This window comes from Streptomyces sp. NPDC001709 (assembly GCF_053596375.1).
Genome location: NZ_JBSFGB010000003.1, coordinates 428,155 through 442,298, shown reverse-complemented (window position 1 = coordinate 442,298; position 14,144 = coordinate 428,155). Strand labels below are relative to the sequence as shown.

General features: G+C 71.4%; 12 protein-coding genes. 3 read left to right on the top strand and 9 right to left on the bottom strand.

Features of this window, described 5'->3' with window-relative positions; all coding sequences use genetic code 11:
- The first annotated feature begins 154 nt into the window (after nucleotides 1-154).
- From ACWC0C_RS07135 to ACWC0C_RS07125, 3 genes are all read left to right on the top strand, one after another.
- On the top strand, nucleotides 155-1,132 hold the full coding sequence (locus ACWC0C_RS07135) for a tyrosine-type recombinase/integrase (RefSeq protein ID WP_450862257.1): 978 nt from the start codon (nucleotides 155-157) through the stop codon (nucleotides 1,130-1,132).
- Nucleotides 1,133-1,221: 89 nt separating this feature from the next.
- The gene (locus ACWC0C_RS07130; RefSeq protein WP_450862256.1) at nucleotides 1,222-1,830 is read left to right on the top strand and encodes a hypothetical protein; all 609 of its coding nucleotides are present in this window, start codon (nucleotides 1,222-1,224) and stop codon (nucleotides 1,828-1,830) included.
- Nucleotides 1,827-2,267 carry a type II toxin-antitoxin system VapC family toxin gene (locus ACWC0C_RS07125; protein ID WP_450862255.1) on the top strand — a complete coding sequence of 147 codons (441 nt, stop codon included), beginning with the start codon at nucleotides 1,827-1,829 and terminating at the stop codon, nucleotides 2,265-2,267. Before ACWC0C_RS07130 ends, ACWC0C_RS07125 begins: the two co-directional genes overlap by 4 nt.
- Nucleotides 2,268-2,745: 478 nt before the next feature.
- On the opposite strand, the gene ACWC0C_RS07120 is transcribed toward ACWC0C_RS07125, so the two are convergent.
- The 9 genes from ACWC0C_RS07120 to ACWC0C_RS07080 form a co-directional block, all read right to left on the bottom strand.
- Nucleotides 2,746-2,904 (bottom strand): hypothetical protein, encoded by a 159-nt coding sequence (locus tag ACWC0C_RS07120; RefSeq protein WP_450862254.1) that lies wholly within the window; start codon nucleotides 2,902-2,904, stop codon nucleotides 2,746-2,748.
- Nucleotides 2,905-2,995: 91 nt separating this feature from the next.
- Nucleotides 2,996-3,235 carry a hypothetical protein gene (locus ACWC0C_RS07115; protein WP_450862252.1) on the bottom strand — a complete coding sequence of 80 codons (240 nt, stop codon included), beginning with the start codon at nucleotides 3,233-3,235 and terminating at the stop codon, nucleotides 2,996-2,998.
- A 98-nt stretch (nucleotides 3,236-3,333) separates the two neighbouring features.
- A complete protein-coding gene (locus tag ACWC0C_RS07110) occupies nucleotides 3,334-5,022 on the bottom strand; it encodes a hypothetical protein (RefSeq protein WP_450862250.1) in 1,689 nt (562 codons plus the stop codon).
- Between the two features lie 81 nt (nucleotides 5,023-5,103).
- Nucleotides 5,104-5,442: a hypothetical protein gene (locus tag ACWC0C_RS07105; RefSeq protein ID WP_450862248.1), complete on the bottom strand. Its 339-nt coding sequence runs from the start codon at nucleotides 5,440-5,442 to the stop codon at nucleotides 5,104-5,106.
- Between the two features lie 80 nt (nucleotides 5,443-5,522).
- Nucleotides 5,523-6,134: a hypothetical protein gene (locus tag ACWC0C_RS07100; RefSeq protein ID WP_450862246.1), complete on the bottom strand. Its 612-nt coding sequence runs from the start codon at nucleotides 6,132-6,134 to the stop codon at nucleotides 5,523-5,525.
- A 66-nt stretch (nucleotides 6,135-6,200) separates the two neighbouring features.
- The gene (locus ACWC0C_RS07095; RefSeq protein ID WP_450862244.1) at nucleotides 6,201-7,247 is read right to left on the bottom strand and encodes a hypothetical protein; all 1,047 of its coding nucleotides are present in this window, start codon (nucleotides 7,245-7,247) and stop codon (nucleotides 6,201-6,203) included.
- Nucleotides 7,248-7,476: 229 nt separating this feature from the next.
- Complete coding sequence (locus ACWC0C_RS07090; protein WP_450862242.1) at nucleotides 7,477-13,383, bottom strand: hypothetical protein; 5,907 nt, start codon at nucleotides 13,381-13,383, stop codon at nucleotides 7,477-7,479.
- Nucleotides 13,380-13,547, bottom strand: coding sequence for a hypothetical protein (locus ACWC0C_RS07085; RefSeq protein ID WP_450862240.1), 168 nt, complete (start codon nucleotides 13,545-13,547; stop codon nucleotides 13,380-13,382). The genes ACWC0C_RS07090 and ACWC0C_RS07085 overlap by 4 nt, the downstream gene beginning before the upstream one ends.
- The gene (locus ACWC0C_RS07080; protein WP_450862238.1) at nucleotides 13,544-13,855 is read right to left on the bottom strand and encodes a hypothetical protein; all 312 of its coding nucleotides are present in this window, start codon (nucleotides 13,853-13,855) and stop codon (nucleotides 13,544-13,546) included. Before ACWC0C_RS07080 ends, ACWC0C_RS07085 begins: the two co-directional genes overlap by 4 nt.
- Nucleotides 13,856-14,144 lie beyond the last annotated feature (289 nt).

The following is a 14,144-nucleotide window of genomic DNA, read 5'->3' as shown; positions in this document are numbered from 1 at the left end:
GAAAGGGCCAGAAAGAAAGCCGTCAGTAGTGGCCATCCGACGCCCTACGCCAACTACCAGTGTGAATGTGGCGCCAAAAAGCTCTGAAGGTCACAGCCACGCCAGCGCGGCCGGTACGCGAAGCGTGCTTGTTATCTGTAGCAAGGGGGATCCCGTGTCCGTCGTCACCGAACTGCGGCCCAGAACCGGCGGAACGGTTCACACCGTCCGGGGTGCCGCTGACTCGTTCCTCGACGCCCAGCGCAACGCCAACACCCGCCGGAACTACGGCTATGCCCTCGAAAAGGTTTCCGCCGTTCTCGGCGACGATCGGCCGCTTCACGCCGTCGAAGACGACGAGATCGGCCAGGCCCTAGAGCAGTCGTGGGGCGAGTCGGCGAACGGCACATGGAACGCCCGCCGCGGCGCCGTCGGCGGCTGGCTCAACTGGTGCGCCGAACACGGCATCGACCACCCGTCCATCCCGCCATGGTGCAAGGCCGCGCCCGCCACGCCGTCCGAGACGCCTGTACGATCCCGGTCCGCGATCGACCGGCTCATCCGCCGGCGTGACGTCGACCTGAGAGAGAAGACGTTCTATCGGATGCTCTACGAGACGTCGGCCCGCGCTGACGAGATCCTCGGCGTGAACATCGAGGAGTTGGACCAGCCCGGCCGTACCTGCTGGGTGCGCGCCAAGGGTGCCCAGCCTAAGACCCGTCGTCGCGGCGCAACCCGCGCTGAATACGCGCTCGAACAGGTCTGGTGGGACGCTGGTACCGCCCGACTCCTGCCCCGCCTGATCGGCGACCGCACCAGCGGACCACTGTTCATCACCCACCGTCGACCGGGCCCCGGGAAGAAGGTCGACGCCTGCGACGTATGCCCCGACACCGGACTAGCGCGTCTCGGCTACGGCCAGGCACGCGCCCTGCTCGACCGGCACACCTGCATCGGTGGCGAGGAAGGAACCGGCTGGGACCTCCACGAGTTCCGGCACTCCAGCCTCACGCACCTTGGAGAGTCCGGCGTCTCCGAAATGCTGTTCATGGCCAAGTCACGCCACAAGAACCCCCGCCACGCCCGCCGCTACTTCAAGCCCAGCGCCACCACCATGCGCGAGGTGACCGCTCGCCTGGGGCCCGAGGCCTGACCGGTGCCCGCTTCGAGCCCCGCCTTCGTCCGGCGGGGCGTCCCTTTCTCCAGATGTATCACCCATTGGTACATGTGTATGGTTGGTACATGGCGATGAAGCGAACGAATGTGTACGCCGACCCGGAAGACCTCGAACTGATCAAGAAGGGCGCCGAGCGTCTCGGTGTGCCGGAGGCGGAGATCATCCGGCGCGGGATTCACATGGCGGCGCTGTCGGTGCAGACCTGGGACACCCCTGCGGTGTCCCGCAAGTTCCGCGGTAGCGGGAAGACCGTTACCAGGGACCAGGTACGCAGGGCCGTCGCTGGGGAAGCGCCCGAGAGCGGCTCAGGCAATGACGCCACCGTGCCGGCTGTGGACGCGGCGATCCGGGATGGGTGGCTTGCGGCAGTAGTCGAGCGCGGCCGTTCGGTGAGGGAGGGTATCTCGGGCCGGGACCTGTGGCTTGACGCGCTGCACCGACGTCCTCTCGATGAGGCGTCGTCTGCTGCTTTGGGGCTGGTGGCCGTCCTGGAGGAGGCCCACGCGTGCAGGGCAACGGATGCGGCACAGGTGCGCCGGGAGCAGCGGCGGGCGCTGCTGGAGTTCCTCAATGGTCGGCGGGCGCCTTCCGAGGAGACTGTCAGGGGGCTCGTGGAGATGCTGGCCGAAGCGGCGGAAGACGCTGTTGCCAGCAGGGGAGGGACGCAGGCTTGAGCTTGATCGTCGTTGCTGACACATGCGCCGTCATTGCGGCGTACGACGAGACGCACCCCGAGGGGGAAGCCTGTTCCAAGGTGCTCGACTCCGCCGCCGTCGTGATCTTCTCGCCGCTGGTCCTGGACGAGGTCGACCACATCGCGCGCGGCGAGTTCGGGTATGAGGCATCGTGTGTCATCGCCGACGAGATCCGCGGCCATGTAGCGTCACAGCGGTACGTGGTCCCTGAGATCACGAGCGAGATCCTCGGGCAGGCCGGTTACCTGCGTAAGCGCTATGCGGCGCAGAGACTGGATCTGTCGGATGCGGTCACCATGGCTTTGGCGAATCAGTACGCAACGGATGCGATCCTGACGCTTGACCGGCGCGACTTCCGGGCGGTCAGTCCGCTGTCCAGTCACCCCGCGTTCCGGCTGCTCCCCGACGACCTGTAGCGTCCCCTCGCTCTACCCGCGCCCCGCTCGTCTCCGGACTGGCGGGGCGCCGTCCTACGCACAGCCCGCGCCCGGGTGCGATCCGCCGGCGGAACCGCGGTCGTCTTCACGGGCATCACCGTCCTGGTACCGGTGATCGACGCGCCCGCGCTACCCGCGCTCCCCGGCCCCGGTGTCCTCTGACCCACGGTGCAAAGTAGCCACCCGCGGTGTCTCTCCCGCTGCGCTGCTTGAGCAGCGGAGTCAGTGCCGATTTTCGAGCCGTCCGATAGGTGCGACGCGCAGCCACCCGCGCGTTCGCTCTTCTGCGCCCGTACGACAGTCGCGCAGCAGCAACCTTCGGGCGGGCCCGCTTTCCTCGATGTCCACCACCTCGGACAGTCCGCCGCGCCACCGGAAGATGTCACCCACGACGAGGTCACCAACCGAGAACAGTCTCCGAGGGGGGAACTCTGTCTCGTCCATGAGTGACAGCTCTCTACTTGTCTCCCCAGGCCTTTCCTTGCTGCTCTCGCTTCGCCTGCTCGTCAGCGCGCCGCTTGGCCTCTTCCCGCTCTTCCTGGGCGCGCCGTTCACGTTCGGCGCGTTCCTGCTCAGCGTGCTTCTGGGCGTTGAAGATCTCTTGTGGGTCAGACATGGAGACCCCTCCTTTCGCTCCTCCTTCCACACTTCACCCATTTGGTGCCATTCGCGAACGGACCTGGAACGGCGGGAGACACCGCGGGTGGCTACTTTGCACCGTGGGTCAGAGATAGGACACCGGGGCCCTGTACAGCGGCGAGCACGAACGCGGCCCCACTCCCGGCCTTCCACCGGTACGGATCGGTGCCCGGACGATGATCGATCTCCACGGCTCCGCCGTCGGTGACGCTGAGGGTGCCGACCGTCTGTGTGCCGATGCGTATCGTCCACGCGAGTGCGGTTGTCCGCCAGATCGCGGCCACGTTGAGTACGCCGGGGCTGCTCATCCTCGGCCGCCTCCCTATCCTTCTGGTCCTCGTTGTCTTCTTCCTACCCGCAACCCGCTTCCGCCGCCTGGTCCCCGTTGTCGTCCCGCTCGCGCCGGTCACACCTGCGGCCGGATTCCTACCCGCATACCTGGTGCGCCGTCGTCCGGCCCGACCGCCCCGAGGGTGCCGAACAGGTCGACGGCCGGGACTGGCGCGGACAGGACGGCGCCTGGTACCGCCGGGCGGGCGGCCATGCGTACCGCGTCCAGGACGGCCGCCGCGCGCTCCCGCAGTCCGGCCGCCGCTCCGCGTGCTACCCGCACCACCCGGTACAGCCACTTGTGATCGGTGCTGTTCCAGCGGCGTTCCCACCGGTAGCCCCCGTCGATGCGCCCGAGGCGCGCTTTGATGATCAGACCGAACGCGCGGTGTCCGATGCGCCGGTCGGCACGCTCGGGCCGCTCGGCGGCGCCGGGGCGGGGGATAAGGTCCTGGCACTCCTTCACGATCTCGGACGCGGTCAGCCACTCGCGGCCGGTCTTCTCCTTCACGGTCGCGTGCAGGGCGTGTGCGGCCTCGCCCAGGTGTGCCCAGTCCGCGCCCTCTTGGTCCATGTCCGCGAGTACGGCGTCACGCTCCTGCCACAGACCCGGGTAGCCGATCCATTCGGTGAGCCCGGCCGCCGCGCGTACCCACGGCGTGAACTGCCGCATGGCGATGTCGTCCGCGCCGAGCGGTGCGCCGGCGAGTACCCAGCCGCGGGCGAGGGTGCCCAGAGCCCACGCCACGGCGGCATCGTCGTACGCGCGGGTGTGCGGGGTGCGGTCGCCGAGCCGGACCACCAGGAAGCGGGAGGCATTGTCACCCCCCAGGGAGGCCGCGTTACCCGTGCAGGCGATCATGGGCCGGTCGATCCCGGCTAGGTCCACTTGAGATCCAGTGCACACGGCCCGCTCCGTGAACCTCTCGGCCGTCAGCAGCGAGGACACCCCGGGGTGGTCGAGCGTCCCGCCGTTGGGCATGTTGTCCAGGCACAACACGCTGAGGTATCCGGCCTGTTGCATGGTGGTGGTGAGCTGACGGCCAAGCATGTACGCGCTCGTCGCGGCCGACACCATCCGGCCCCCGAACGCCCGCGTCATCACCTCCGCCCCGTAGCTCTTGCCCGAACTCGGCGAACTCGCGGTGATCATCACGCCGGGGGCGAGTGATCCGGCGTACAGCCTGATCACGGGATCACAGAGCATGGCGAGCATCCCGGCGGCGTCACTGGCCGCCGTGAACGTCCAGCCCGCCATGAGGTCGGCTATCACGGTGCGCGCTTCGTCCAGTTCCGCCGCCGTGGGCTCCTCGCTCACGGGCATGTGATCGACGGCCGGGGCGATCCAGTACCCGGACACGGCATCGTGCCCGGCGCCCTGGGCGAGGGTGCCGTCAGGCCGCAGGAACAGGTGTGTGCGGATACCGGTGATCTCCGGGAGGGTTCCCGGCTGCGGCTCTAGCGCCATCTCGGCGAGCACGCCCGGCACGGTCCTCGCGCTGGTGCCGTTCGACGTCTCCTTGCCCGGCTGCAAGCGCAGCGCGGCCCACGTCTTGACCTCCTTCGCCGTGGCGGGTCGTGGCTGGCCCGTGGCGGGGTCCAGGCGCCACGCACGGCCACCCTGCCGGTACCAGTCGCCGGACGCACCCATGTGGGCCCACAGCGACCACACAGCCTCGCCCGGGTCGGTGACGTCCAGAGCCGGGCGCGCGGGCCGGGCCGTGGTGCCGGCGGGAACGGGCGGGGTAGCGGTTGGGATGCTCATGCTCGGGTCTCCTCAGTCGTCGTACCGCAGAGCACCGCGCCCCCGCCGGTCGGGCGGGGGCGCGATACACCGGGCACGGCGTCAGCGGGAGTTCGCCTCACGCATCCACGGGCGCACTGTGACCGGCGCGGCAGCGACGCGGCCCCGGCATTCGCGGCAGAAGCGGCACGGGTCCGGGTCACTGTCGGTGGCCTGCGCGGCCTCCCACAGCTCGTAGCCCTCGGGGTCGACGGCGCGCCACTCGCCGAGCATCTCGGCCAGGCGCACGGCGTGTTCGGCGCGCTCGTGCTCGCTGTACTCGACCGGTACCGGCCGCGAGGGGCCGTGGGGATAGGTGTTGTACACGCTGCCCGGCGTGACTGCGTACAGGTAGTAGCGCAGCGACATTGCGATGGTCTGGGAGGTTCGGCGGAGCGTCATAGGGTGGGTTCCTCTCGGGTCTCTCTCGGTCTCGGGATGAGCGGCCCCGGGGCATGCACCGCCCCGGGGCCGCGTGCGTGTCAGGGGCGGGCGTTGGCGGGGATGTGCGAGGGGTACCGGAGTGCGTACACCGCCCGCTCAGGGTCGACATGGGAGCGGACCAGCACGCTGCACGTCGGGCCGCCCCATACCGTCCACCGGTCGCCCCCGAGCTGCGGGGACCATGTGAGCGCGTACCGCGACCCGTCCGACAGGGTGACGTCCCACCAGCCCCTTTGCTGCCGCGCCTCGACCGTGGCGCCGGGGATCGCGGGGGGTACGGGCAGCGGGCCGAACCGCCGCGCCACGTATGACAGGTAGCGGTGCGTGGGTTCAATGGCGACCGTCACGATGTCCCGCCGGTCGGGGTGCTGGACCCAGTAGGCGCCGCCGACGAGTCGGAAACCTGCCTCGCGGACCTTGGTCGCGCCCACGGTGGTGGCGGCGTACTCGGGGCTCCGGTACACGCCGCCGAGGTTGATCGGCTCGCGGTTGCTGCCGCCGTCCGCGCTGACCAGCGTCAGGCTGGCGCGCCCGGATATGGGGCTGACGTACACGTGCGCGCTGACCGGGCGCGTGCGCTCCTCTGCGCGCCGGTCGCGGTCCAGTGCGCGTTCCTGGTCGTCGCCGCTCTTGTCCATGCTGAGTGTCATCGTGTGTGCCTCTCGGGTGGGTAGGGGCCGCCGCCGGTCGACGGCGGCCGTCGTACGGGGGGGGGGTCAGAACAGCGGGCCGAGGTCGAGGAGTTCGGCGAGCGCGGGCACGGGGGACGATGCGATGCGCTCCGTGCGCTCCGTCGCCTCGACCTCGGCGCGGGCACGGGCGATCCGCGCCGCAGCGCTGCGGGACCGGCGCGGCGTACGGGTCTTGGGGGCCAGACCGGCACTCTCGGCAAGCCGCTTGACCGCGCGTCGGTCGTCCGCGTCTAGATCCGTGCCGTCGTCCGGCGCCGTGGCGGAGGCGTCGTATCCGGCCCGGTACGCGGACTCACCGGCGGCCGTGATCCGGAACAGCGAACCCGTGCGGGTGACGAGTCCGGCCCGCTCGCACGCCTCCATTGCGCGCAGCGTCGCGCCCTTCGTGCCGTCGACCCAGTGAGGGCGCTCCGCGTCCCAGGTACCGGCCGGGACGTTCGGGAAGCTGGCAGCGGTGGTGAAGAAGCCTTCCAGCGCGCGCCACATGGCCGCACCGACGCGCGGCGGACGGGTCTTGGGTGCGGGCGCCGGACGGGACTTGGCGGCCGTCTCAACGGCCACGGAGCGGGTCTGCTCGGCCGTCTCGACGGCCTCCGCCGCGTCCTCGACCGGCGCGGGCTCCGGCTCCTGTCCGAGCGTGCCGCCGTGGCCGTTCCTGTACTCGGCGGGGGCGGGCGCCTGCACTGGCGCGCCGGTCAACCGCTCGACCGCAGCCACGCGGGCGGCCTTGCCCCGGAACGGGCAGCCGGTGTGACCGGCTCCCCTGCGAATGTGGCTCGGGTACTGGGCAAGGTCTTCCGCTCCGCAGAGCGCGCATGCGAGCCGGGTGCGGTGTTCCGAACCGGCATATCCGGAGTGCACGCCGCTGCACCTGGTCTTGGTGCAGTCGTCGGTACCGGCCTCCTCGGCCTGCATGGGGATGTAGCCGTATGCGGCGCACTGGGCGAAGAACCGGGCCGCTCCCTCGGCGTTGCGGGGGGTGTTGCGATCGGCGAGCGGGCCACCCAGGAACGGGGCGGGTGTGGCGGCGAGCGCCTTGCGGGCGGCCTCGGTCGTCCATTCGGTGGTCATGTCGTGCTCTCTCCTTGGGGTTTGCCGTGGCTGTGTGGCCAGAGCTGGACCGGCGGGGACCGGTCGACACGACGCCATACTAGAGCGAGTGAAGCGAATAGAGCGAGAATTGGACAGTGGGGTACGTCACATCACGCAGAGCTCTCCCGGGGAGTGCCCTTCGCCGGCGGAACGTCACCACGCCCGAGCGGGGCGACCGGCCGACCGGCCGCCCCCAGAGGAGCCCGGCTCAGCCGGTCACGGCCGACCACGCCCCCGACAGACGCGCCCACTCCGCATCGAACCCGGCGAGGAGGCCGCCGGGCGTGGCGGGGTCGGCCCCGATTGGCAGAGCAACCGGCACCGTGCGCGGGGCCGGGATGGCCACCCGCAGCCGGGCCGCCGGGCGCCGCACCACTGGCCGACGACGTACCGGCCGCACCGCAGCCACACGCACCCGCACCGAACTGGCAACGGGCGCGGGCTCCGTGCCCTCGACCCAGAGCGCGGCCGGGTCGACATAGCCCGCGCCGCCGTCGTCCCACCGCACGTAGGCCCCGGAACCGATCCGGCTGTGCGCGGTCCGACCGGCACGCCCGGCAAGGGTGACGCGCTCGCACGGCTCCCACCACGCGCGGCCCGTGACCGGCCGACCGGCGGGAAGCGCCAGCCCGTCCCACAGCGGGAGTCCGGCCGCGTGCCGGTCCCGGCAGTCCCCGCACCGGGCCTCAACCGGGTACACCCCGGCGCACTCACGGCAGTACGCCCGCTCAGCTTCCCGGGCCGACTCCTCCGCCGCCGCCCACATGTCGTGTGCGTCCTGCGCGTCCCGCATGGCCTGCTCCCGCTCCGCGCGCGCCTGCCGTTCCAGGGACTCGCGCCCCCACTGCTCGGACAGGCGCCGGGCGCCTTCGCGCCGGTCGCGTTCGGTCTCGCCACCCGGCAGCAGGGGGAGCGCGTTGGCTTCCTGCCCGGCGGGGCTGTCCCACTGGCGGGCGCGCTTGGCCTTCCTGACGGCCGCCATCGCGTCCCGCTCGCTGAGGAGTGCGCCGGGGTTGGCGTCCAAGATGCGGAGCGCTTCCACCCCGTCCGGCGTGGCGTGGACCATGCCGGTGGGCGCGGTGTACAGGAACCCGGCGCCGGTCAGCAGACGCACCCGCTCAGCCTTCACCGGGCGCCCCTTCTTGCCCACGGCGCCGATGGTGCGGAACGTCTGCCCGTCGTCCTCCGTGAACAGGTGGGAGCGGTCGGCCGCCCGCACCACATCGGCGAACGGCTTGCACCAGCGCAGCGCAGCGGCGCGGCGGGTGTCGTGCTCGGCGTCCTGGCGCCCGATCACCTCGGCGTACGCCTTCGCGTACTCGCCGCCGGTCAGCTCCAGCCGACGCGGCGCGGCTTCGATTGCAAGGGGCGTCACGGTCTCAGCCGTCACGGTTTCCGGCTCCGGCTCATGCCCATAGAGCGTCTCGACGTACTCACGCGTCGGGGCCTCCCACGGCCGCCCGATCGCCCGGCCGATCACCGCCGCCGCCGTCGGCGTGGCGACGACGTCGGCCGCGCGCTGTGCCTTGTTGCGGATGCCTTCACCCCGGCCGACGTGCTGCATGGGGAAGGTGCCGGGGAACCCGACGGCGCGGTTGATGTCCGCCTGGGTCATGCGCTCACCCGTGGCACTGTTCGTCCACCCGTAAGAGGTGGCCGTGATGCACGTGGACACCTTCCACGCGGGGAAGCTGCCGCCGCCCTTCAGCTTGCCCGTCTTGGGGTTGATGCCACGCTGACCCCGCGTGTTCACGGTCACCGACTCATCCCAGCCGGTCAGCTTCGCAAAGGACGTCTGCGGCATGGGCCGCTCCGGGTACAGGGACACGGCCGGGGACACGTCGCCCAGGAACGCCAGGACGAACAGCCGCTTCCTGTGTGAGGCCGCGCCGTGCACGGTGGCGTCCAGGGTCTCGGTCTCGATCGTGCGGAAGCCCAGCAGCCGCAGCGCGTCGCACAGATCGTGCAGGATCGGGGCGGGCAGCCGGTCGGACTGCTCCATTGCGATCCAGCGGAGATCCCCGCCACCGGCGATCATCCCGGCCGCCCACACCACGACTTCCACCATGAGCCCGGGGCGCGGGTCGTCCAGGGTTTCCAGGTCTTCCCGCAGCTCTGCCCATGACTGGCCGGAGGTCTGCATACCGGCGTACACGCCGTGCGCGTCGACCGTGGGCTGAAGTCCGATCACCCCGGGAACCTGCCGGATCACGCCGCAGATGGTCTCCACCGCGTGAGCGGTGCGGCCCTTACCCAGACCGGCGCCGGTGAACCCCTGGCACGGCGGGGAAGGCACCTGCCCCGTGCAGTGCTTCAACGCGGGGTGCTCAGGGTCAAGGGCGCTCATGTCGCCGTGCACGCACTCGAACCCGGCCGCGTGCGCGGTCGCCACGGCGCCCGGCTCCAGGTCGATGCCGACAATGTCCACATCGGTGGCGCGCAGGACGTGACGGATCCCGTACGACCAGCCGCCCGGCCCGTGAAACGGGATCAGGACACGCTCAGACTCCGGCGTCGGCCGGGGGAACAGCCACCGCACCGGGTAGGGAGCGGCATGCTCGGTCAGCAGCGCGCGCACGTCTTCGGGGAGCGCCTCGAACGCGGCCGGGCTGTACACCCAGCCCGCGTCGACCAGCGCGCCCACGACCCCGGCCGCGACGTCCCGACGTGCCTCCCACGCGTGGCGCTCGGCGTCCTGGTCGTCGCCGTCCTCCAGTGACAGGCCGATGATCCCGGTCCGCTCAACCGCCGTGTACGACCAGTCGGCCGACTCATCGCACCCGAGCGCGTCGGCTATCTGCTCGGTCACCGTGACCGCCCACAGGCAATCCAACACCCGCGCATCGTCCGCGTACGGGGCGAGCGTCTCGCGGTCCTGCGCGGGCAGGATCGCAGGCCACGCCTCCGGCTCCGGCCGGACAGGGAACCCGTCGACGCCGGGCAGTGCCAGTCCGGCCGTGCCCTGGTCACGGATTGCCGGCGGTGAGAGCTCTACGTCATCCCCGGTCGGCTGGTCGTCGTCCTGGACGTGGTGACGGTTCCACGTGTACAGCCGCGCCGTGCCCTCCTCATGCGCCGCCCGCACCCGATCGGCTTCCGACCGGTACGGGTAGCGCACCAACACGCCGCACGGGCAGATCACGTCATACCCGTACGCGTCCGGGCCCGTCGCCGGTACGACCGTCGCCGGGTGCTCCCACGGGATCCACTCCGCTTCCGGCGTCCCGCACCCGTCGCACCGACCGGCCCGCACTTCGAAGCAACGGCATTCAGGGCAGTACGTCACCGGCACTACCGGGGCCGAAGCGACCGGCGCGGCCGGAGCGACCGGCGCGGCCGTCTCCTCCGCCGGAGCGACCGGCGCGCCCGCGTCGCTCCCGTCGTTGGCGAACCCCGGGCACACCGCCCCCATGTCGCCCGGCGCGGCGGCCGTCTGCCCCACCGTCTTGAGCACCGACGCCACCCGGCCGGAGATCCATTTCGTGTTGACCACGGCACCCGTGCGGACGTCGTCCGCGTGCCCGTCACGGAACACGGCCACGCACTCACCCTGACGGCCCGTGCTGGTCTGCCCGGCCGCCCGCACGATGATCGTGCCGCCGTGGCGGCGTTCCATCGCGACAGACCAGCCGTTACCGGCGGCCGTGTCAGCGATCAACGATGCGGCGGCCGGGATCCACACCCCGCCATCCGTACGCGTCTCCGCTACGCACCACTCAGCGTCCGACCACTGTTCGGCCTGTTCGATCGTGAGCGGCTCACCCGTGCTCTTGAGCTTCGGGCCCTTCCACACCGACACCAGCGGACGCGACGCGCGCCCGATCGCCGCCTTCACTGCCGACCCCGGCCCGCGCCCCTGGTGCTTCTTTGTGGGCACACCCGTGCTCTTGGGAACCTTGCCCGCGTCCCGCACCGCGACCGCATCGAACAGACACGCCTGCCACGCCTTGTGGAACCGCTCATCATCCGGGGTGGCGAACTCATCGCGCCCGGCGATCACGTACGCGCCGCGCCCGTCCGCCGACCGAATCAGCGTCGCCCCCTCCGGCACCTCCCCACGGTCCAGGACGCGCGCAGCGTGCTCCCTGGCAGCGTCCAACCGCGCCCGCGACTCATCCCAATCACGCGTGACCTGATCAGCGTGGATCCGCACCGACCGGGACCGGTCCCGCGCGGCACGGGCCTGCGATCCGGCCCGCTCCCACAGGTCATGCACCCGCGCCGTGTCGTCCGGGCCGTCGATCTCACCCGCTTTGATCGCACGCATGAGATCCGACATATTGGCGTCCCACTCGCGCCGGTCCGCTTCGATCACCCGCGCCCGTTCAACGGCCGCCCGCGCAGCCTCAACACGCCACGCGTTCGACACCAGCACCGTGCCCGCGTACGGGCCACGGCGTCCGATCACCGGCCGGAACACCTGACCCGCGCAGATCACCCCGGAGTCCGGCACCGGTCCGTACGCGAGCACCGGAGCGACCGGCCCGGCCGTGTCGTCACGGATTGCCGGCGGAGAGAGCTCTGTGTCACCCCCACCGGCCGGGCCGTCACCACCGGCCGGAGCGACCGGCGCGCCCCCGTCGCCCCCGTCCGTGTCGTCGTCCCCGTCCGCTTCCGGGGTGAGCGGCACGGGCCGGGCAGTCTTGGCAGCGCGCTCCCAGTCCGCCAGCGTCACGTACGCGGACAGCTCCCGGTCCCCCTGCTGACCCGCGCTGCGCTCACGATCGAACGTCCACCGGCCGCCGTCCGTGCGCTGTACCCACATGAGCGACAGGACCGTAAGGGACTGCCCGCCCGCATGGTTGTCGTGCACCATGCCCGTGCACTCCACTTCCCAGACACCGACGGACGTGTCCTCACCGGTCACGTGCATGCCCGCCCGCAGCGCCACCGTCCACCCGGCCGCTTCCGCCATGCGAGCGAAGCGGACGGCCGCCGCCGCCACGCCCTTACCGCCGACCGTGGCCGTAGTCCATTGCCCGTAGGCGCCGTGCCACCAGTCACGGCGGCCGGGCAGGGTGAGCGCGACCGGCGTAACGGCCGCCTGCCACGACGGCACCGACTCACCGGCCGCCGGAGCATCGGCCGGAGCGTCCGCGACCGGCGCGACCGGAGCGACGGCCGCCACACGCAACGCGTGTTCCCGGGCCTCCTCCGAACGGTGCGCGTCGTACGCGGCCACCGCCTCCCGCGCCGACCGCAGCGCGGGCAGGATCTCCGCCCGGACACGCTCCCCCGACCCCGCGAGCCCGTACCAACCGGCCGCCCGCGACATGAGCGGCTGAACATCGGCCGCCGCAGCGTCCGCCACTTCCCGCGCCGTGGCGTTGCCGTGCGGGACGTCGGCGCGCTCCATACGGTCCACGGACCGCATACGGGCCACGTCGTCGCGCAGCGCGCGGCACTCGGCGAGCGCAGCGTCATACGCGGCCGTTTCGTCGTCGTCCGACTCGCCCTCACCGGCCGACACCGGTTCGGCCACGACCGGCGCCGGAGCGTCCGCCACGACCGGCATGCCCGGGGTGCGCGCGGCGGCCGTCTCGCCGACCGAATCGGCCACGGACTCACCCGGCATGATCACGGACGCCACGGCGTGCGACGACGGCACCGTGCCCCACTCCACACCGTGCGACCGGTCAAGGGCCCATGCGAGCACGTGAGTTCCCCGGCGGCCGTCCGTGACCAGCGTGAAACCCGCGCCCCCCAAATCGGCACCCCACACCGACGTACGGCACCGGTCGCACTCGATACCCGTGCCGTGCGTGTTGTGCCGGTACGACCCCCCGCACGTGACGTACGACGAACGGCCGTACTGGGAACGGGAGACGCGCTTACCACAGCGCGCGGGCTCCATCACCCGCATGCCTTCCGGCCGCAGCGTGGCCACGTTCGTGCGCACGTACCGGGTGACCGGGCCGCGCGACCGGTACCCGTCCGTGCCCGGGATGATCCACCGGCCGTCCAGGGTCATCACGCTGTACCGCTCCGTCGCCGGGCAGAACACGGCGTACGCGGCGGCCACACCGGCGCCGTCAACGATCACCACGGCGTCCGTGAGACCGTGCCCCGCCATGGCGTTGCGGGCCGGGGTCGTGATCATGGTCTGAGCGGTCATCGTTCGGTCCCCTTGCTGATCAGTTCGGTCATGTCCCAGTGCCGCGCCGCCGTATCGGCCACGGTCCCTACGGCGTCCGCCACGGGCCCCCAGTGGCCAGGCAGGACGTTGCTGACGGCGTCGGCGACCATGCCGACGGCGTCCGCGAGCTGTGCGAGCGTCATGCGGCCACCGCCGCCCGGACCGTGCCGACCGGCCGGAGCGCCACGCCCACCCGCTCACCGGCACGCCGCACCGACCGGCGCACCCGCTCACGGACCGGCGTCCGGTGGACGGCCGGAGCGACCGGCGCCACTGCCACGGGAGCCAGGAACGTGCGACCGGCGACCACGGCGTACCGGGCCGCAGCGACCGCGAGCGCGGTTGTCTCGGCTCGCTCTGCCTCGGTGTCCGCCATGGCCTCCCACAGCGCCGTGCGGAGCGTGCGGAGATCCGCAGCGATTCGCTCGAACTCTCGTGCCGTGGCGTCCATCGGTGCGCTCCCTGGGGTGTCGGTCGGTGTGGTCCGACCCTAGCGCGAATAGAGCGAGTAGAGCGAGAAAAGGGAGCGAATAGAGCGTGATGTTAGTCACATTGAGAGTGGCAAATCAGGACAGAGCGGGTGACAGTACGTCACGTTCGGGCATGACGACGCAGTTAGGAACGAATCGCCTCGCGCGCCCCCGGGAGGGGTTCCCCCCTCCACAGGCTCACGCCAGCGACTGTGTTTGACATGCCCTCGACATGTGACGGAGCCCCCCGCCGGTCAGGCAGGGGGCTCC